This window comes from Microbacterium sp. GXF0217 (assembly GCF_054798195.1).
In genome coordinates this window covers 484,063-503,307 of record NZ_JBSJZG010000003.1, presented here as the reverse complement: position 1 = coordinate 503,307, position 19,245 = coordinate 484,063, and the positions used below count along the sequence as shown (strand labels likewise).

General features: G+C 68.2%; 18 protein-coding genes and 1 tRNA gene. 8 read left to right on the top strand and 11 right to left on the bottom strand.

The features are described from left to right. Positions 1-142 precede the first annotated feature (142 nt). Positions 143-871, top strand: a complete 729-nt coding sequence (locus tag ACWAT3_RS08510) for a response regulator transcription factor (RefSeq protein WP_460797536.1) — start codon at positions 143-145, stop codon at positions 869-871. Then, complete coding sequence (locus ACWAT3_RS08505) at positions 868-2,391, top strand: sensor histidine kinase (protein ID WP_460797535.1); 1,524 nt, start codon at positions 868-870, stop codon at positions 2,389-2,391. The genes ACWAT3_RS08510 and ACWAT3_RS08505 overlap by 4 nt, the downstream gene beginning before the upstream one ends. Positions 2,392-2,393: 2 nt before the next feature. Here the strand turns inward: ACWAT3_RS08505 and ACWAT3_RS08500 are convergent, their stop codons facing one another. The 8 genes from ACWAT3_RS08500 to ACWAT3_RS08465 form a co-directional block, all read right to left on the bottom strand. Then, entirely contained in the window at positions 2,394-3,962 is a 1,569-nt protein-coding gene (locus tag ACWAT3_RS08500) for an FAD-dependent oxidoreductase (protein WP_460797749.1), read from the bottom strand. Positions 3,963-3,995: 33 nt separating this feature from the next. Next, a complete protein-coding gene (locus ACWAT3_RS08495) occupies positions 3,996-4,850 on the bottom strand; it encodes an FAD:protein FMN transferase (protein ID WP_460797533.1) in 855 nt (284 codons plus the stop codon). Positions 4,851-4,858: 8 nt separating this feature from the next. After that, positions 4,859-5,329: an FMN-binding protein gene (locus ACWAT3_RS08490; protein WP_460797532.1), complete on the bottom strand. Its 471-nt coding sequence runs from the start codon at positions 5,327-5,329 to the stop codon at positions 4,859-4,861. Between the two features lie 115 nt (positions 5,330-5,444). Further along, positions 5,445-6,479 carry a ribose-phosphate diphosphokinase gene (locus ACWAT3_RS08485; RefSeq protein ID WP_460797530.1) on the bottom strand — a complete coding sequence of 345 codons (1,035 nt, stop codon included), beginning with the start codon at positions 6,477-6,479 and terminating at the stop codon, positions 5,445-5,447. After that, the gene (gene glmU, locus ACWAT3_RS08480; protein ID WP_460797528.1) at positions 6,466-7,917 is read right to left on the bottom strand and encodes a bifunctional UDP-N-acetylglucosamine diphosphorylase/glucosamine-1-phosphate N-acetyltransferase GlmU; all 1,452 of its coding nucleotides are present in this window, start codon (positions 7,915-7,917) and stop codon (positions 6,466-6,468) included. Before glmU ends, ACWAT3_RS08485 begins: the two co-directional genes overlap by 14 nt. Before the next feature lies 1 nt (position 7,918). Beyond that, positions 7,919-7,990 (bottom strand) — tRNA-Gln (locus ACWAT3_RS08475). A 103-nt stretch (positions 7,991-8,093) separates the two neighbouring features. After that, positions 8,094-9,629, bottom strand: a complete 1,536-nt coding sequence (locus tag ACWAT3_RS08470; RefSeq protein ID WP_460797526.1) for a gluconokinase — start codon at positions 9,627-9,629, stop codon at positions 8,094-8,096. Positions 9,630-9,641: 12 nt separating this feature from the next. After that, on the bottom strand, positions 9,642-11,024 hold the full coding sequence (locus ACWAT3_RS08465; RefSeq protein ID WP_460797524.1) for a GntP family permease: 1,383 nt from the start codon (positions 11,022-11,024) through the stop codon (positions 9,642-9,644). Between the two features lie 119 nt (positions 11,025-11,143). Between ACWAT3_RS08465 and ACWAT3_RS08460 the strand changes: the two genes are divergently transcribed. The 4 genes from ACWAT3_RS08460 to ACWAT3_RS08445 are packed head-to-tail and all read left to right on the top strand — an operon-like array spanning position 11,144 to position 13,749. After that, positions 11,144-11,842, top strand: a complete 699-nt coding sequence (locus ACWAT3_RS08460; RefSeq protein WP_460797522.1) for a FadR/GntR family transcriptional regulator — start codon at positions 11,144-11,146, stop codon at positions 11,840-11,842. Continuing rightward, complete coding sequence (locus ACWAT3_RS08455; protein ID WP_460797520.1) at positions 11,839-12,336, top strand: GNAT family N-acetyltransferase; 498 nt, start codon at positions 11,839-11,841, stop codon at positions 12,334-12,336. The genes ACWAT3_RS08460 and ACWAT3_RS08455 overlap by 4 nt, the downstream gene beginning before the upstream one ends. A gap of 7 nt (positions 12,337-12,343) precedes the next feature. Further along, positions 12,344-12,838 carry a MarR family winged helix-turn-helix transcriptional regulator gene (locus tag ACWAT3_RS08450; RefSeq protein WP_460797518.1) on the top strand — a complete coding sequence of 165 codons (495 nt, stop codon included), beginning with the start codon at positions 12,344-12,346 and terminating at the stop codon, positions 12,836-12,838. Positions 12,839-12,843: 5 nt separating this feature from the next. Then, complete coding sequence (locus ACWAT3_RS08445; RefSeq protein ID WP_460797516.1) at positions 12,844-13,749, top strand: pseudouridine synthase; 906 nt, start codon at positions 12,844-12,846, stop codon at positions 13,747-13,749. An 18-nt stretch (positions 13,750-13,767) separates the two neighbouring features. On the opposite strand, the gene ACWAT3_RS08440 is transcribed toward ACWAT3_RS08445, so the two are convergent. From ACWAT3_RS08440 to ACWAT3_RS08430, 3 genes are all read right to left on the bottom strand, one after another. Continuing rightward, positions 13,768-14,427 carry a methionine ABC transporter permease gene (locus ACWAT3_RS08440; RefSeq protein ID WP_460797514.1) on the bottom strand — a complete coding sequence of 220 codons (660 nt, stop codon included), beginning with the start codon at positions 14,425-14,427 and terminating at the stop codon, positions 13,768-13,770. Further along, positions 14,427-15,470, bottom strand: coding sequence for a methionine ABC transporter ATP-binding protein (locus ACWAT3_RS08435; RefSeq protein WP_460797512.1), 1,044 nt, complete (start codon positions 15,468-15,470; stop codon positions 14,427-14,429). The genes ACWAT3_RS08440 and ACWAT3_RS08435 overlap by 1 nt, the downstream gene beginning before the upstream one ends. Before the next feature lie 79 nt (positions 15,471-15,549). Beyond that, entirely contained in the window at positions 15,550-16,461 is a 912-nt protein-coding gene (locus ACWAT3_RS08430; protein ID WP_460797510.1) for a MetQ/NlpA family ABC transporter substrate-binding protein, read from the bottom strand. Positions 16,462-16,624: 163 nt separating this feature from the next. Here ACWAT3_RS08430 and ACWAT3_RS08425 point away from each other — a divergent pair, with 163 nt between their 5' ends. Both ACWAT3_RS08425 and ACWAT3_RS08420 read left to right on the top strand, forming a co-directional pair. After that, the gene (locus tag ACWAT3_RS08425; protein WP_460797508.1) at positions 16,625-17,578 is read left to right on the top strand and encodes a L,D-transpeptidase; all 954 of its coding nucleotides are present in this window, start codon (positions 16,625-16,627) and stop codon (positions 17,576-17,578) included. Positions 17,579-17,683: 105 nt separating this feature from the next. Next, the gene (locus ACWAT3_RS08420; protein WP_460797506.1) at positions 17,684-19,186 is read left to right on the top strand and encodes an arylsulfatase; all 1,503 of its coding nucleotides are present in this window, start codon (positions 17,684-17,686) and stop codon (positions 19,184-19,186) included. Positions 19,187-19,245: the final 59 nt, after the last annotated feature.

Genomic DNA, 19,245 nt, shown 5'->3' with positions numbered 1-19,245 from the left:
CTGCGTCACCCTGCTGCATCGTCACCTTCGGCGTTCCTCTCCTGGTCCTCCCGGAAGACTAATCGCATTGCAGTTCGCTATTCACAGCCAGCCCATAACGCGCTCCATAGAAATCACATAGGAGACTCCGCAGAATAGGGACATGACCACCGATCAGCCCGACCTCCGTCGCCCGGACGGCTCCCCCCTGCGCATCCTCGCCGTCGACGACGAGCAGATGCTCACCGACCTGCTCTCGATGGCGCTGCGCATGGAGGGCTGGGAGGTGCGCACCGCGGCATCCGGCCTCGAGGCCCTCCAGGTCGCGCGCGAGTTCGAACCCGACGCGCTGGTGCTCGACATCATGATGCCCGACCTCGACGGCATGGCCGTGCTCAAGCGCCTGCGCGAATCAGGCAACTTCGTGCCCGTGCTGTTCCTCACCGCGAAGGATGCCGTCGGCGACCGCATCGCGGGTCTCACCGCCGGGGGCGACGACTACGTCACCAAGCCCTTCAGCCTGGAGGAGATCATCGCGCGTCTGCGCGCGATCATCCGCCGCACCGGACACGCCACCGCCGACGACGCGCAGTCGATCCTTCGTGTCGCCGACCTGACGCTGAACGAGGACAGCCACGAAGTCGAGCGCGCCGGCGAGGAGATCGAGCTCACCGCGACCGAGTTCGAGCTGCTGCGCTACCTGATGCGCAACGAACGGCGCGTGCTTTCCAAGCCGCAGATCCTGGACCGGGTGTGGAGCTACGACTTCGGCGGCAAGTCCTCCGTGGTCGAGCTGTACATCTCGTATCTGCGCAAGAAGATCGATGCCGGCCGGACCCCGCTGCTGCACACGGTGCGCGGCGTCGGCTACATGATCAAGGCTCCGCAGTGACCTCGACGAGCCCGGCGCGGCGACCGCTCAGCCTGCAGACCCGACTGATGGCTGCCGTGATCGGGTTCGTCTCCCTCATCCTCATCGTCGTCGCGCTCATCACGAGCGCGACGCTGGGGCGCACGCTGGAGGATCAGCTCGACGAGAAGGTCCGGCAGTCGGCGACCCAGCTCTCCTACATCGTCTCGCAGCAGCCGGTGCAGCAGCAGCTCCTCGGCGACCAGTTGACCGCCGCCGATGTGCTGGCGGAGTGGCCGGCCCAGAACGGCTACGTCCTGTTGGCGATCGGCGGCAGCGGCATGAGCGCCAGTGGTGCCGTCGCGCAGCAGGATGCCCCGGTCGTGCTCACCCAGTCGCAGCTGCGCGAGATCGACGCGCACCTGCACGATGGGCCGCTCTTCACCGTGAACATCACTGATCTCGGCTCCTATCGGCTGACGGCGCAGCAGACCTCGCAGGGCATCACGGTCGTCACCGGCCTCCCCCGCGACGAGATCCAGAACACGCTCACGCGCCTGTTCACCGTCATCGCCATGGCGACACTCGGCGGACTCATCCTGCTCGCCCTGACGACCGCGATCACGATCCGCGTCGGACTGCGCCCGCTGCGCGCCGTGGCCGCGACGGCGACCCGCGTCGCGAACCAGCCGCTCGACCGCGGCGAGGTTTCCATCACCGAACGCGTGCCGGCCACCGAGGCCGACCCGCGCACCGAGACCGGACTCGTCGGAGCCGCGCTGAACACCCTGCTCGACCACGTCGACAACTCGCTGTCGGCGCGCCAGCAGAACGAGGAGCGCATGCGGCGCTTCGTCGCGGATGCGAGCCACGAGCTGCGCACGCCGCTGGCGTCGATCCGCGGCTACTCCGAGCTGTCCCTGAAAGCCCTCGAGAAGGCGGAGCAGGCCGGCACGACGACCGCCTCCGCCACGATGGAGAGCACGGGATCGGCACTGGAGCGCATTCAGGCGCAGTCGCTGCGGATGACCAGGCTCGTCGAGGATCTGCTGCTGCTCGCGCGCCTCGACGAGGGTCGCGAACTCGTGTACGGCACCGTGGATCTCACCCAGCTCGCCGTGGAAGGCGTCGCCGACGCCCGCCCCACCGCACCCGATCACGCGTGGGAGATCGAGGTGCCGGAGGAGCCAGTCACCGTCGTCGGCGACACCGGACGCCTGCACCAGGTCGTCACCAATCTGCTCGCTAACGCGCGCACGCACACCCCCGCGGGCACGCGCATCACGCTGACCGTGGCACGGGACGGCGACCACGGCATCCTGCGAGTGCATGACGACGGCCCTGGGATCGACCCTGCGGTCCGAGAGGAGCTGTTCGCACGGTTCGCCAGGGGCGACAGCTCCCGGGCGCGTCAGACCGGTGGCACGGGGCTGGGGCTGGCGATCGTGAAGGCGATCGTCGACGGCCACCACGGCGAGATCGTCGTCGACAGCGCACCGGGGTCGACCACCTTCACGGTCCGGATCCCGGTGAACCCGGCATCCGCCCAGCGGACGGACTGAGCTCAGTACCCGGCGAAGGCGTCGGTCGTGAGCGACCGCGCCTTGTGCAGCGCCGGCGCGAGATCCGCGATGAGGCGCGGCGGGCCCGAGATGAACGCATGCCGCGCCGCCAGGTCGCCCACGACGCGTTCCAGGTGCTCGGCATCCAGTCGGACCCCCTCGGCCCAGCTCCAGTGCTCGGGGAGCCCACCCGGCTCATCTCTGGTGAACACGATGACCTTCGCCTCCGTGGAGGCGAGCTCATCGCGGAACGCGAGCTCGGACGCATCGGATGCCACGTACACGAGCACGATGTCGCGCTGCTGCCCCGTCAGCTGCAGCTGACGCAGCTGCGAGACGAACGGGGTCACGCCGATGCCCGCCGCGACCATCAGCACCGGGGCGCCGCCGCGCGGCAGCAGGAAGTCCCCCCACGTCCCGGTGACCGCGAGCGTCGCGCCCGGCTCGGCCGCCGCGAGGGCCAGCTTGTAGCTGGACGGATGCTTCTGGTCGCCGTTCTTGTACGCGATCCGCAGGGTGGGCAGGTCGGCGGGCGCCGAGACGATGCTGAACTCGCGGCGGGTGCCCCTGGCATCCGGACGGCGATGGGGTACGTCCAGCTCGAGATACTGCCCAGCGACGAACGTGAGTCGTCCTCTGGCCTCGAATGTGAGTTCCTGCACGGTCGGAGTGATGAAGTCCCGCGCGCGGAGCGTCAGTCGCACCGAACTGCGCAGCGCGAAGGCGAACGCGATGAGGTTGCCGATGAGCAGCGCGCGCTCCTGCCCGACCGTGAAGAGCCCGGCGACCGAGATCGGCCATCCGGCGAGCACGCCGACCACGCCTGCGACCCAGATCTGCTGCCACCGCCGCGGCGGCAGGGTGAGCGGTTCGGACAGCATGAACGCCCCGAGGAAGAGGAACGGCGTCTGCAGCACCGCGAACGACAGCGCCGATCCGAGATCGACGGGGATGTCGAACTGCTGGGCCTGAACGAACTGACGCACCACCGCTGTCGCGACCGCGATCGCCACGAAGACGAGGACGACCCGCACCTTCTCGGTGCGCCAGAGCACGATGAGTCCGAGAACCGCGACCGGCAGCGCCATGGACGGCGTGCCGATCCACCAGGACGACGAGGTGCCGAGCCATTCGAACGCGCCGAACGAGCCGATGATCGAGACCACGGCCGCACCGAACGCCGCAGGGTTGAAGATGTGACGACCGCGCCAGGCGATGACGTACTTCGACAGGCTCGCCAACGCTCCGGCCAGCGCGAGGGCGAGGATGACCGGCGGTTCGTACCCCGGACGCAGCACGAACAGCAGGATCAGCGCGGTGACGAGCGACGATTCCACCCGCCATGGCAGCCTCAGGATGCGCTGGGCCGCGGCATCCACCGCCGAGATCACGGCGGTCAGCACGGCGAACGCGACCAGGATCTCCAGCGGCTCCGGCGAGACGATCACGCCGAGGCTCGACAGCACGAGCGCGATCACGGCCAGGGTCGCCAGTGCCGTCAGCACGAGGCGGTACATCGACAGGGCCGCGAGTCGTGCGAGGACCCGCTGTCGGAATGCGGTGAAGGACATCGTCACGTTACTCACTCTGCCGCATCTTCCGGTTCAGGATGCCGTGGTGAACAACTCGACCGGACAATCCGGCGAGCGCTGGACGCGGCCGTCGGTGCTCATGCGCACCCAGGAGACGCCCCAGTCGGCGGCGAGCAACGGCCCCCCGTCGAAGAACAGCGCGGTCGCCACGGCATCCGCGTGCATCGCGTCGGCGGCGATCGCCCAGGTCGCGGCCCACGTGCGCACCGGCTCTCCCGTCCTCGCGTCGAGCACGTGGTGCAGACCGTCGCCCCATGCGCGGCGATTGATCGCCGAGGCGCACAGGGCCTGATCCCGGATCGTGGCGACGCCGATCGCGCGCTTCGGGTCGTACGGATGCTCGAGGGCGACGCGCACGTCGTCACCGCGGACCGCGAGATCGCCAGAGGCGTCCACGACGAGCGCGCCTGCAACCTCTGCCAGCGCCTGCTGGACGAGGTCGACGAGTCGCCCCTTTCCGAGCGCTCCGATGTCGATGACGGCGGGCGCGGCGAGGGTCAGCCGATCCTCCCAGCCGAGGATCGACCGCCATTCGGCTGGCGCCGGCTGCGGATCGGATGAGGCCAACGAGATCGACGCGTCGTAGCCGAGGGCGGCGAGGCTCCCGCCGATCAGCGGATTGACCGCGCCGTCAGTGGCGTCGGACAGCTCGCGATAGGCGTTGAGCATGAGTGCGGCATCCGACGGCAGAGGCGCAGAGCCGCCGTCGGCGATCGAGGTCACGACCGAGTCGGCGCGGAACCGCGACCACTCGCGATCGAACCGGTCGATCACCGCGGTCGCGCGCGCGCGTTCCTCCTCCGTGAGCTCCCGCGCGCTCTCGATCTCCCAGCGGGTGCCGATCGCGTGGAACCGCCACACCGGCATGAGGCCCCTCAGGCCGCTGCCTGCTCTTTGATGTCGTCGACGGCGGAGTTGAACCCGCCGCTCGTCAGGGAGGACCCGGCGACCTTGTCGACGACGAGGTCGTCGATCGCGACGCCGACGACCTCGGCCTCGATGCCGTCGATGAACTCGCCCTGGTACTGCTCGGTCTCGGGGGCCTGGGGGTCGCCTGTCACCTCGACCTCGGTGACGACGCCGTCGGCGAGCGTCAGCGTGACCGAGATCGTCTCGACCGTCTCTGGCGTCTGGTACGAGCCCTCGGCGGTGTAGGTGCCGTCGGTGTACTCACCGCTCGCCGAGGACGTCGACCCGGACGACGTCGATTCCGACGCGGTGGAGTCCGCATCGGCATCGCCACCGGCATCCGTCGCCGTCGAGCATCCGGCGAGCAGGAGGAGTCCGGCGACGCCGGCGACGGCGGCGCCTTTGCGGGCAGAAGAGGGAACGGTCGTGCGCATCATGGCTGTCCTCCTGAAGGTGTCGGTTGCAGAGAGCCTAGGGTCGCAGACTATGGCTGGGCTGTGGTTCGGCCATGCTGTTCCCGACTCCGTGCGGAGGCGCCGCGATAGAGGCCGTCTACGCGTCTCCGCCGAACATGCTCGTGACGGAGCCGTCCTCGAAGACCTCGCGGATCGCGCGCGCCAGCAGCGGTGCGATCGGCAGAATCGTGAGGTTGTCCCAGCGGCGCGACTCGGTCAGCGGGATCGTATCGGTGACGACGACCTCGTCGATCGACGGATCCTGCAGGCGCTCACTGGCCGGGTCGCTGAAGATCGCGTGCGTCGCGGCGACGATGACCCGGTGCGCACCGTTGGCCTTCAGCGCCTGCGCTGCCTTGACGATCGTGCCGCCGGTGTCGATCATGTCGTCCACGAGCAGGCAGGTGCGCCCCTCGACGGTGCCGACGATTTCGTGCACCGAGACCTGGTTGGCGACCTTCGGATCGCGGCGCTTGTGGATGATCGCCAGCGGCGCCCCCAGGCTGTCCGACCAGGTGTCGGCGACGCGGACGCGGCCCATGTCGGGAGACACGACAGTGAGGATCTCGCGATCCTCCGAGCTGAGCGTGCGCTCGAAGTAGTCCAGCAGCACCGGCTTGGCGAACAGGTGGTCGACGGGGCCGTCGAAGAAGCCCTGGATCTGCGCCGCGTGCAGGTCGACGCTCATGACGCGGTCGGCGCCGGCGGTCTTGAGCAGGTCGGCGACGAGTCGGGCGCTGATCGGCTCGCGACCGCGGCCCTTCTTGTCCTGACGCGAGTACGGGTAGTAGGGGGCGACGACGGTGATCCGCTTGGCCGAGGCGCGCTTGGCCGCATCGATCATGATGAGCGTCTCCATGAGCCACTCGTTGACCGGCTCTCCGAAGGTCTGCACGAGGAACAGGTCGCAGCCGCGGATCGACACCTCGAAGCGTGCGTAGATCTCGCCGGAGGCGAAGGTGCGGTGCTCGGTCGGCGCAAGTTCGGTCCCCAGCGCCTCGGCGACCGCACGGGTCAGCTCCGGATGCGAACGACCACCGGCGACGACGAGCCGCTTCTTCGTCTTGGCGACGAGCCCCGGTGCTATGCCGTTGTCCCGATCCAGTTCAACGGTCTTCTTACTGCGCGCCATCGCCTGCCTTCTCTGCCGCATCGTGTGCACGGGATGCCGCGTCGGCCGCTCCCGTCCCTGCCCTGTTCTTCTCGACCCACCCCTCGATGTTGCGCTGAGGGGCCACGCTCATGGCCAGGGCACCTGCCGGAACGTCCTTTCGGACGACGGCACCGGCTCCGGTCTTCGCTCCAGCACCCAGCCTAACGGGCGCGACGAGCACCGTGTGCGAGCCGGTGTGCACCTCGTCGCCGATCTCAGTGCGGTGCTTGTTGACGTCGTCGTAGTTCGCCGTGATGGTGCTGGCGCCGAGGTTGACGCCACGGCCGATGGTCGCGTCGCCGACGTACGACAGATGCGGGACCTTGCTGCCCTCGCCGATCTGCGCGTTCTTGGTCTCGACGTACGCCCCGATCTTGCCGTTCGCGCCGAGGATCGTGCCTGGACGCAGGAACGAGAACGGTCCGACGGTGGCGCCGGCGCCGATGACGGCCAGGTTCGCGTCGGTGCGCTTGATCACGGCATCCGCTCCGACCTCGCAGTCGACCAGCGTCGTGTCCGGGCCGACCGTGGCGCCTTCGGCGATCACGGTGGCACCGAGGATCTGCGTGTGCGGCAGGACCGTGACGTCGGACGCCAGCTTCGCGTCGTCGTCGATCCACGTGGTGGCCGGATCGACGATCGTCACGCCGGCGAGCTGCCACCCCCGCACGATGCGCTCGTTGAGGAGGCGGCCGACCAGCGCGAGCTGCGCGCGGTCGTTGACACCGTAGGTCACGGTGACGTCGGAGACGACGGATGCCGCGACGCGATCGCCCGCCTGACGGAGGAGTCCAGGCACATCCGTGAGGTACTTCTCGCCCTGCGCGTTGTCGACGCCGACCGTGGGCAGGTACCGGCGGAGCGCCGACGCGCGGAACACGTACATGCCAGCGTTGATCTCAGTGACCGCCGTCTCATCCGCGGTGGCGTCCTTCTGCTCGACGATGCGGTCGACGTCGCCCGCGTCGTCGCGGATGACCCGTCCGTATCCGGTCGGGTCATCGACGATCGCGGTCATGAGCGTCGCTGCGGCGCCGGTGGCACGGTGCTCGGCGACGAACGCGCTCAGGGTGTCGCCGTCGGCCAGCGGGCAGTCGCCGGAGAGGATGAGCACGTCGCCGTCGAAGTCCGGGATGGCATCCAGCGCCACCTCGACCGCACGACCGGTGCCCGGCACATCGTCCTGGTCGACGAACACGGCTCCGGGGTAGTCCTCGGCGAGCGCCGCGACGACCTGGTCGCGCTCGTGACGCACCACGACCTCGATGTGCTCGGCCCCCAGACGCTGTGCCGTGGTCAGCACGTGTCCGACGAGGGGGCGCCCGGCGATCGGATGGAGCACCTTCGGCAGGCGCGAGCGCATCCGGGTGCCCTGGCCTGCGGCGAGGACGACGATGGCGAGGTTGTTCTGCGTCATGCTCCGCCGCCAGGACTCGAACCTGAACCTCACAGCTCCAAAGGCTGTCGTGCTGCCATTACACCACGGCGGACCACGGGCCTTCCTGCTCCCTGAGCATGTCGAAGCGCCCGCCCGTCAAGTCTGCCATGAGCGGCGGCGTGCGACCTGACAAGGTGCGCTCTCTGCGGAAGAGGTCAGTGCGACACCGGCAGCGAAGGGGCGAGCCGTCGCAGGCGATGGAACGTGGGCAGCAGCGCGTCGTAGATCTCGTCGAACACCGGCAGCAGCGAGCGGTACACCGCCGATTCGGCCGGGCGAGGCTTCACGACGCGCTCCACCGGCTGCAGCTGGGCTGCGACCTCGATCGACTCGATCAGGCCGAGCGCCTGCATCCCCAGCAGGGCTGCACCGAAGCCGGAGCCCTCCTGGCCGGCGAGCAGGCCGATCGGTGCGCCGAAGGCGTCGGCGATCGTCTGCTGCCAGAGCGGATGCTTGATCACTCCACCGGTCGCGCGGATCTCGTCGACCTCGAGCCCTGCCGCCCGCATCGACTGCAGCACGAGAGCGAGTTGGAGGGAGACGCCCTCCACGGCAGCTCTGACCAGATGGTCGCGCGTGTGCGCACGGGTGAGGCCGATGTACGCACCGCTGGCGATGCTGCTCCAGTGCGGCGCGCGCTCGCTGAGCAGGTACGGCAGCATGAGCAGGCCGCCTGAGCCGACCGGGACCTCCCCCGCACGGTCCAGCAGCTCCTCGATCGGGGTCGTGTCGTCCGCGATCTCCTGGCGCACCCAGTCCAGCGTGACGCCGCCGTTGTTGATCGCGCCGCCGATCACCCACCGATCCTCGGTGAGGGCGTAGCAGAACACGCCGCCGCGTGGGTCGACCACCGGCCGGTCCACCGCGACGCGCAGCGCACCGCTCGTGCCGATCGAGCATGCGGCGACTCCTGGACGCACCGCTCCGACTCCGAGGTTGGCGAGCGGCCCGTCGCCCGCGCCGACGACGACCGGCGTCGACATCGGCAGGCCCATGGCCGACGATGCCTCCTCGGTGAGGCCGTCGAGGACCGTGGTGGTCGGGACCAGTTCCGGAAGCTGCTCGGCGCGGATGCCGGCGAGCGACAGCGCCTCTTCGTCCCACGCCAGTCGATGGATGTCCATCAGGCCCGAGCTCGACCCCAGCGAATGATCGGTCACCAGCGCACCGCACAGGCGCAGAAGGACCCAGTCCTTCGCGTTCGCCCAGATCGCCGCCTCCTGACGGATGCGGGGCTCCTGCTCGCGGAACCACACGAGCTTCGGCAGGGGCGACATCGGATGCACCGGCGTGCCGGTGCGACGGTGGAGTTCGAGTCCGCTCGCCGAGGCGCGGATCCGCTCCGCCTGCACAGACGCGCGCGTGTCTGCCCACGTGAGCACCTGGGTGATCGGCTCGAGCTGCGCGTCGAGCGCCATCAGCGAATGCATGGCCGCCGAGAACGACAGTCCGGCGATGCGCGCCGTGCCGATCTCGGCGACGACCTCGCGCACCGTCTGATGGACGGCACCGAGGATCAGTTCCGGATCCTGGACGGCGTGACCGGGGTGCGGCTCCTCCAGGGGATAGCCCTGCGAAGCGGTCGCGACCTGCTCGCCGTCCACCGTGTATGCCACGGCCTTGGTCGCCGTGGTGCCCATGTCGACCCCGATGACGATGTCGCGTGCGGTGCCCTGATCGGGTGCGTTCATGTCGCCGTCCGGTCAGAAGATCGCGTATACCGCGAGAACGAACACGAACCCGATGACCGATTCGATCGCCTGCTGCACGGTCCAGGTCTTCAGCGTCATCTTGACATCCATGCCCATGAGGCGGCCGACGAGCCAGAAGCCGGAGTCGTTCACGTGGCTGGCGAAGACCGAGCCCGCCGCGGCGGCGAGCGTGATGGCTGCGACGTCGATCACGCTGAATCCGCCGCTGGTGACCGCCGGCGCGAGCAGGCCGGCCGTCGTCACGAGCGCGACGGTCGCAGAGCCCTGAGCCACGCGCAGGGCGACGGCGATCAGGTAGGCGGCGAAGATCACGGGCAGGCCGAGATCGTCCAGGCTGGTCGACAGCGCGTCTCCGATGCCGGACGCGCGCAGCACGCCGCCGAACATGCCGCCGGCGCCGGTGATGAGGATCACCGAGGCGACGCTGCCGAGGGTGCCCTCGACGAGCTTCTCCAGCGCGCTGCCGTTCTCGCCGCGGAACTTGCCGAGCACGAGCAGCGCGACGAGCGCCGTGATGAGCAGCGCGACGGGCGAGGTGCCGATGAGCATGAGCGCCTGGACCCAGGTCTCGTCGCGGTCTACCGCGCCGACGCTGCCGAGCGCGTTCAGGCCGGTGTTGAGGAAGATCAGCACCATCGGCAGCAGCAGGATCGCGACGACCGTGCTGACCTTCGGCGGGTTGGCCGGCTGGTCATCGTCCTTCTCGCCGAACAGCGCCGGGACGATCATCGGGTAGCGCTTGTTGACGAACTTGCCCCAGAGGTAGCCGGACAGGTACCACGTCGGGAACGCGAGGATGAGACCGAGGATGAGGACGACGCCGAGGTCGGCGCCGAAGAGCTCGGTCGCCGCGACCGGTCCGGGATGCGGCGGCAGGAACACGTGCATGACCGAGAACGCGGCAGCACCGCTGAAGCCGAAGAGCAGCAGGTTCTTGCCGCCGATGCGCCGTGCGACGGCGAAGATGATCGGCAGCATCACGATCAGGCCGGCGTCGAAGAAGATCGGGAACCCGAGGATGAGGGACGTGATACCGAGCGCGAATGCAGCCCGCTTCTCGCCGAAGATCGACACCATCTTCTCGGCGATGACCTTGGCGCCACCACTGGACTCGATGAGCCGACCGATGATCGCCCCCAGGCCGATGAGCAGCGCGACCGCGCCGAGCGTGCCGCCGAAGTTCGCGACGAGGACGTCGTTGACCAGGACGCCCATCGGCAGCCCTGTCGCGATCGCTGTCAGCAGCGAGACGACGATGAGCACGAGGAACGCGTGCAGTCTGACCTTGATGACGAGGAACAGGATGAGGAGCACTGCTGCCGCGGCGATGCCGAGCAGCGGGCCGGTCCCGAGGGTCTGGGTCCAGTCTTCCATGTGGTTTCTCCGTTGAAAGAGGATGAATTCGGCTCAAAAGTACTACTTATGAGAGCGCGGCGTCAATAGTAGTATCAATTCCGGATCACGGCCACCACCCCCACGGATCAGGAGCGACGATGCCCGCAGACCTGCACGGCGATCTCCTCGACGATCTCGGCCGCAGGATCGCCGTCGGCGAGCTCGCCGACGGCGAGGTGCTCACGCTCGCCCAGTTGGAAGCGGACTACAAAGCATCCCGCACGCTCGTGCGCGAGGCCGTGCGGGTCCTGGAGAGCATGGGGATGCTGGCATCCCGACGACGAGTCGGGATCACGGTGCAACCGCGCACCCGGTGGGACCAGTTCGATCCGAAGATCATCCAGTGGACGCTCGCCGGCCCTGACCGACAGCAGCAGCTCGAGGCGCTGATGGAGCTGCGCGTGGCCGTCGAGCCCTTGGCGGCCGGCCTCGCCGCGCAGCGCGCGAACGATGAGCAGCGCGCCGAGATCCGGCGCCTCGCCGAGGTTCTGGATGACCTCGGTCACCGCGGACTCGGCGACTCGACGGAGTATCTCGATGCGGATCTGCGCTTCCACGCCCTCGTGCTCACCGCGTCGGGGAATCCCCTCCTCGCCGCCCTCGAACGGCCGGTGCACGAGGTCCTGACCGGGCGCACCCGGCTCGGAATGCACCCGAGCACTCCGGCGTCCGGCACTCTGGAACAGCACCTTCGCGTGGCGATGGACATCGCCGACGGGGATGCCGCAGCGGCCGAAGAGCATTCCCGCGAGCACCTGCGCGGCGTCTGGCACGAGATCCTCCCCGAGTACCGATGAGCCTCAGCATCGAACGCGTCCTGGTCGCGACACCCGCCATCGCCGAGTTCATCGACGCGCACCACTCCGACATGATCGGCACCGCGCCGCCGGAGAGCCAGCACGCGCTGCCGCTGGACGGCCTGCTCACCCCGCACGTGCGACTGTACGCGGCGTTCGACGGCGGTGCGCCGGTCGCCACCGGCGCACTCGCACGCGTGGACGACGGCCATGAGGAGCTCAAGTCGATGCGCACGGACCCGCTGATGCGCGGCCGCGGAATCGGACGCACGATGGTCGCGTTCCTGATCGAGGATGCGCGCAGCCGCGGCATCCGTCGACTCTCGCTCGAAACCGGCGTCGATGACTTCTTCGCGCCGGCGCGGACGATGTACACGAGAGCCGGTTTCATCGAGTGCGATGCGTTCGGGCGCTACGCCCCTGATCCGCTCAGCACGTTCATGACGCTGCCGCTGGCCGCTCGTGGCCGGTCGGCCGACGGCCGCGCGCGATAATGAACGGATGAGCGAGGCTGATGAGGTCGATCGGATCGTCGAGGCGTGGAACGTGCAGCGCCCCGATCTGGACTTCTCGCCGCTCGAGGTGCTCTCCCGGATGGACCGCCTCACGCGACTGCTCGACCGCGCGCGACGCGAGGTGTTCCGTCGCAGCGAACTGGAGCCGTGGGAGTGGGACGTGCTGTCCGCTCTGCGTCGCGCCGGTGCACCGTTCCAGCTGAGCCCGAAGCAGCTGCTGCAGCAGACCCTGGTCTCCAGCGGCACGATGACGAACCGGATCGACCGGCTCGTGGCGCGCCGACTGGTCAGGCGCGAGGCCGACCCCGGCGACGGCCGCAGCGTTCAGGTCACGCTGACGGATGACGGCCGCATCCGCGTGGATGCCGCGATCACCCGCCTCGTCGACGTCGAAGCCGACCTGCTGCAGGCACTCTCCCGTGGCGATCGCGATCGGCTCGCGAACCTGCTGCGCAAACTGAGTCTGAGCTTCGACGTCTGATGCCGATGCCCTCTCCCCTGCCGGCGCGCGACGGCGTCGGCGCGACCCGCCTGCACGTGCCTCTGAGCGGCGAATGGCCGACCATCGCCGCGTACATGGTCGAGCGGTTCCACCACCTCGACGCCGAGCGGCTGCTCGCGCGCTTCGACGACGGAGAGATCGTCACGATCGACGGATCCGCCGTGCGACGGGATTCCCCGTTGGGCGCTGCGGAGTTCGTCTGGTACTACCGCGAGCCCTCCGTGGAGACACGCATCCCCTTCGAGATCGAGGTTCTGCATCAGGACCTCGACCTCGTCGTGATCGACAAGCCGCACTTCCTGCCGAGCACCCCCGGCGGCAAGTACCTGCAGAACTCCGCGCTCGTGCGGCTGCGCCGGATGCTGGGCAATGACGACCTCACGCCGATCCATCGCCTCGACCGTGCGACGGCCGGACTACTGATGTTCTCCGCGCGCGCCGAGACGCGCGGTGCGTACCAGCTCCTGTTCCAGAACCGGCAGGTCGAGAAGGTGTACGAGGCGGTCTCGGCGCGCCCCGCCGACGTTCCGGAGTTCCCACTCGTGTACCGCAATCACATCGTCAAGGAACGCGGGCACGTCTGCGTCCGAGTGGATGCCGGACGGGAACCGAACTCCGAGACCCTGATCGAGCTGCTGCCCGGTGACGAGCACGTCGTGCACACGCTGCTGCGACCGCACTCCGGCAAGATGCACCAGCTGCGTGTGCATCTCTCGGCGCTCGGGCTCGGCATCCTGAACGACGCCTTCTATCCAGAGCTGCTGCCGGAGGCCCCAGACGACTTCGCGCGCCCGCTGCAGTTGCTGGCGCGCGAAGTGCGCTTCGTCGATCCGCTCTCCGGCGCCGCGCGCGAGTTCATCACCCGACGCACGCTCGCCTTCGCGCCCTGAACCGACGAAGAGCGCTCGCTAGCGACGCATGGCCTTCCGCGCCAAACGCGTGCCGAGCGTCTGCACGAGGTGCACGAAGACGACGATCAGGATGATCGCGGCCCACATCACAACAGGCTCGAACTGGCGGTGGCCGTAGACGAGGGCGAAGGATCCGAGACCGCCGGCGCCGAGGATACCGGCCATCGCGGTCATATCGATGATCGCGACCACGACGAACGTGTATCCGAGGATGAGCGGGCCCAGCGCTTCGGGGATGACGACCGTGAACAGAATGCGCCACGGTCCGGCGCCCATAGCCCTGGCGGCTTCGATCACACCCTCAGGCACGGTGACCAGGTGCTGCTCCACGATCCGCCCGATCGCGAACATGGCGCCGACGGTGAGAGCGACGATCGCCGCATTGATGCCGATGCCTGTTCCCACGATCACTCTCGACAAGGGGATCAGGACGGCGATGAGGATCACGAACGGAATCGGCCGGAAGAAGTTGATCGCCAGGTTGAGCAGCGCGTTGACCGGCCGATTGGCCAGCAGGCCGCCAGCCCGAGTGACGTACACGGCCACACCGAGCAGGCCCCCGAGCAGGCCGCCGAACAGCAGCGTCAGGGACGTCATGTAGAGCGTCTCCGCCGCGGCGGCCCAGAATTCCGGGGCGAGTTCGATCAGACGATCCATCAGCGCGCCTCCTCTCCGGTGATCTCCGTCACAGTGACATGCGACCCGATGCGTGCGAGCGTGCTGTCGATCACGTCATCGGCTCCGCGCACGGCGAGGGTGAGGTGGCCGAACGCACGTCCACGAATGTCGTTGATCCCGCCGTAGACCAGTTCGAACTCCAGCCCGGCCGCCGCCAGATCGACGAAGACCTGTGCCTGCGACGAGTCGCCGTCACGGAACGAGAACGTCACGAGGCGGCCGCTGTGCCTTTCGCGCAGGACGGAGAGTTCGGCGGGCGACGGGATGCCTTTCACCACGGTGCCGACGAAACGCTGCGATGCGGGGTGCTGCGGCTCGGAGAACACCTCGAACACGTCGCCCCGCTCGATGACGCGGCCGGAGTCCATCACCGCGACCTTCGTCGCAATCGTCTGGATCACATCCATCTCGTGCGTGATGACGACGATCGTGATGCCCTGCTCCTCGTTGACGCGACGCAGCAGTGCGAGGACCTCGTGCGTCGTCTCCGGGTCGAGTGCGCTCGTCGCCTCATCGGCCAGGAGAATGGCCGGCCGGGTGGCCAGTGCGCGCGCGATCCCGACGCGCTGCTTCTGTCCTCCGGAGAGCTGCTCGGGGTATGACCGGGCCTTATCGCTGAGCCCGACGAACGCGAGGAGCTCGCTGACGCGCTCGTCGATGTCGCGCTTGGCCCACCCCGCGAGCTTGAGCGGGTAGGCGATGTTCGCTCGGACGCTCTTCGCAGAGAACAGATTGAACTGCTGGAAGATCATGCCGATGCCGCTGCGGACGCGGCGCAGTTCGCGCTCGGAGAGCGACGTGATGTCCACGCCGTCGACCAGGATCGAGCCGCCGGTCGCCGGCTCGAGGGCATTGATGAGTCGCACGAGCGTCGACTTCCCCGCGCCCGAGTATCCGATGATGCCGTAGACATCTCCCCGTTCGATGTCGAGCGTGACGTCATCGACGGCGATGACGGGATCTGCCTCCCGGCTCGTCGGAGGGTACCGCTTCGAGACGTTCGTCAGCGAGACGATCGGCATAGGGGCTCCGGTCTTTCGTGAGGAGACGACGAATCGGGCGGCGCATTGCGCACCGCCCGATTCTCTCGCATTCAGGAGGTCACTCGCTCGCGGCGATGTCCTCTTGCACCTTCTCGAGCGAACCCACGAGGTCTTCGACGGGCTTCTGCAGCGCAACCGCCGTGTCACCGGAGGACTCGAGAAGACCGGCCTGCACATCCTCATCGGTCTGGAAGATCTCGACCAGCTTGAGGTACGTCTCGTTGTCGGCGTCGTCTGCGCGCGCGGCGAAGATGTTCACGTACGGCAGCGCGTTGGGGTCTTCGGGGTCGTCCTGAGCGATCGCGTCCTCGAACGACAGACCGGCCTGCTTGACGAAGTCGTTGTTGATGATCGCTGCGGCGACGTCGGGCAGCGCGGTCGGGATGACCGAGGCCTCGAGCGCCGTCACCTTCACCGAGGACTTCGCCTCGTCGACGTCGGCCAGGTCGGAGAAGATGGTGCCGCCGCTCTTCAGTTCGATGAGGCCGGCCGACTGCAGCACGAGGAGCGCGCGAGCCTGGTTGGACGCGTCGTCCGGAACCGCGACCGTCTCACCCTCGGGGATGCTGTCGACATCGTCGTACTTGCTCGAGTAGAGCCCCAGCGGGTAGATGGCGGTCGAGCCGATCGGCTGCAGGTCTTCGCCCGAGGCGTCGTTGTACTGCGCGAGGTACACGATGTGCTGGAACTGGTTCAGATCCAGTTCGCCCTCGGTCAGCGCGGGGTTGGGGAGTTCGTATCCGCCGAAGTCGACGAGCTCGACCGTGATGCCTTCCTCTGCTGCGGCTTCGACGAAGGGCGCCCACTGGGCATCCGACTTGCCGACGACGCCGATCTTGACGGTCTCAGTGGATCCGCCGTCCGATTCGCCTCCGGCGGAGTCGTCGGCAGCGGTGGCGCAGCCGGCGAGCGCGACGAAGAGCGGGACCGCGGCGAGTGCGGCGATGACGGACGTGGTGCGTCGTGACATGTTTCCTCCTGGTGGGACTCGAATACGTTAGGCATCGAGGCCCGCGATCGCGGAATCCGGATGTCACAGAGCGTCACCGTGTCACAGGCCGATCACGATGCACCCGCGCACCCGTCGACATGCTGCCTTTGCGCGGCGCGGCGGCAGCGTCCACGATGGAGGCATGACCGAGACCTCGCGGCCCCCGGTGCTGCGCGATCGTTCGCGGCGCGCACCGCGCCGTCGGCTGAACCGTGTGGTGCTCTGGGCGGTCGGGGCGCTCATCGCGGTCGCGGTGGTCCTGGCCGCTGCGATCGCGCTGTGGCCGCGCACGGCACAGGATCCGGTCGCCTCCGGCGTCGCCGCCGTCGAGATGCCGCGCCGCACGCCGACGCCGACGCCGACACCGACTCCCACGCCCACCGGATTCCCCGCGGACACCGCCTCGTTCGATCTGACGGCGCTCCCCGAGGCGAACGTGTTCGCGATCCTGCCCGCACTGCCGACCGACACCGACGACAATCCCGACTTCACCGGCCAGACCGCCCGCGCGACCGCGGAGGCGATCCCGGTGTGGGCGGACCCCACCGCCGACCCTGTGGCCTGGCTCGGGCGCGACTACCGCTACGGCGGCACCACGGTGCCCGTGATCGAGCGTCAGGAGCACTGGGTGCACGTCCTGCTCACCGGACGGCAGTCGGTGCCATCCGCCGGCGACGCCGGGCAGGTGACCGGCTGGCTGCGCGTGCAGGATGTCGAGTTCGGCACGACGGACAGCCGGATCGAGGTCGATCTGTCCGACCGGACCGTCGACATCGTGAGCGCAGGAGGCACCGAGCGTGTCGCCACGGACTTCGCGTGGGGACGAGACGACACCCCTACCCCGATCGGACGGAGCTTCATCATGCTCGTCGAGACGGTCTCGTTCGCGTACACGCGCGGGCACCCCATGGTGTATCTATCCGTGCAGTCGCCGACCATCGACGACTTCGACGAATCGGATGCCGCCGTCACCGCGTTCCACTACCACGATGCCCGCACCGGAGCGATCTCGAACGGCTGCATCCGACTGGAGGGCGCAGCGATCGACCGTCTCGCACAGTTGCCGGTCGGCACCCCGGTGAGCATCCGGGAGTGACGGTCTCGCCCGCGACGGACGAGCGCTCTTCCTCGGCCGGAGCCGATGTGGTGGAGTGTTCTCGGACGCGGTTCCGCGTCGCGCAATCCGAAGGAAAGAGGAACCATGGCCGATAAGCCGAACATTCTCATCATCTGGGGCGATGACATCGGCATCTCCAACCTCAGCACCTACACGGACGGCCTGATGGGCTACCGCACGCCCCACATCGACCGCATCGCCGATGAGGGCGTGAAGTTCACCGACTACTACGGCGAGCAGAGCTGCACGGCCGGACGCGCCGCCTTCATCACGGGCCAGAACCCCTACCGCACCGGTCTGACCAAGGTCGGGATGCCGGGGGCGAAGCTCGGCCTTCAGGCCGAGGACCCGACGATCGCCGATGCGCTCAAGCACCACGGCTACGCCACTGGCCAATTCGGCAAGAACCACCTCGGTGACCGCGACGAGTTCCTGCCCACCGCGCACGGCTTCGACGAGTTCTTCGGCAACCTGTACCACCTCAACGCTGAGGAGGAGCCCGAGCACCCCGACTACCCGACGGACGAGGAGTTCCCCGGCTTCAGCGAGAAGTTCCGCCCGCGCGGCGTCATCCACTCGTGGGCGAACGCAGACGGCACGCAGAGGATCGAGGACACCGGCCCGCTGACGAAGAAGCGCATGGAGACCGTCGACGAGGAGTTCCGCGACGCGGCATCCGACTTCATCCGCAAGCAGGCGGACGACGACACCCCCTTCTTCGTCTGGTTCAATTCGACCCACATGCACTTCCGTACGCACACGAAGGAAGAGAGTAAGGGGCGCGCCGGGCGCTGGCAGTCCGAGTACCACGACACGATGCTCGACCACGACGACGTCGTCGGGAGCCTGCTGGACCTGCTGGACGAGCTGGGCCTGGCCGAGAACACCATCGTGATGTACTCCACCGACAACGGCCCGCACATGAACAGCTGGCCTGATGCCGGAATGACCCCGTTCCGCAACGAGAAGAACTCCAACTGGGAGGGCGCCTATCGCGTCCCCGCGATGGTCCGCTGGCCGGGGCGCATCCCCGCCGGCACGACGCTGAACGGCATGGTCAGTCACAACGACTGGTTCGTCACGCTGCTCGCGGCCGTGGGCGATGTCGACATCGCCGATCGCCTCAAGGAGGGCACGCAGCTGCACGGCACCGACTACAAGGCGCACCTTGATGGACACAACCAGCTCGACTACATCACCGGGGAAGCCGATCACAGTCCGCGACGGCACTTCTTCTACGTCTCCGACGACGGCGACCTCACGGCATTGCGCTTCGAGAACTGGAAGCTCGTCTTCCTCGAGCAGCGCGCCGTCGGCACGCTGCAGGTGTGGCAGGAGCCGTACGTCGAGCTGCGCTTCCCGAAGCTGTTCAACCTGCGCACTGATCCGTTCGAGCGCGCGGACATCACCTCGAACACGTACTGGGACTGGGTGCTCGATCACGTGTTCCTGTTCGTGCCGGCGCAGGCGTACGTCGCACGGATGCTGCAGAGCCTGCGCGAGTTCCCCGCACGTCAGGAGTCGGCGTCGTTCACGATCAACCAGGTGATGTCGAAGCTCGAGAACGCCACGACCGGCGCCTCCTGAGCCGATGACGACGAAGGCGGGGTCCGGATGCTTCCGGGCCCCGCCTTTCGTCGGTCGGC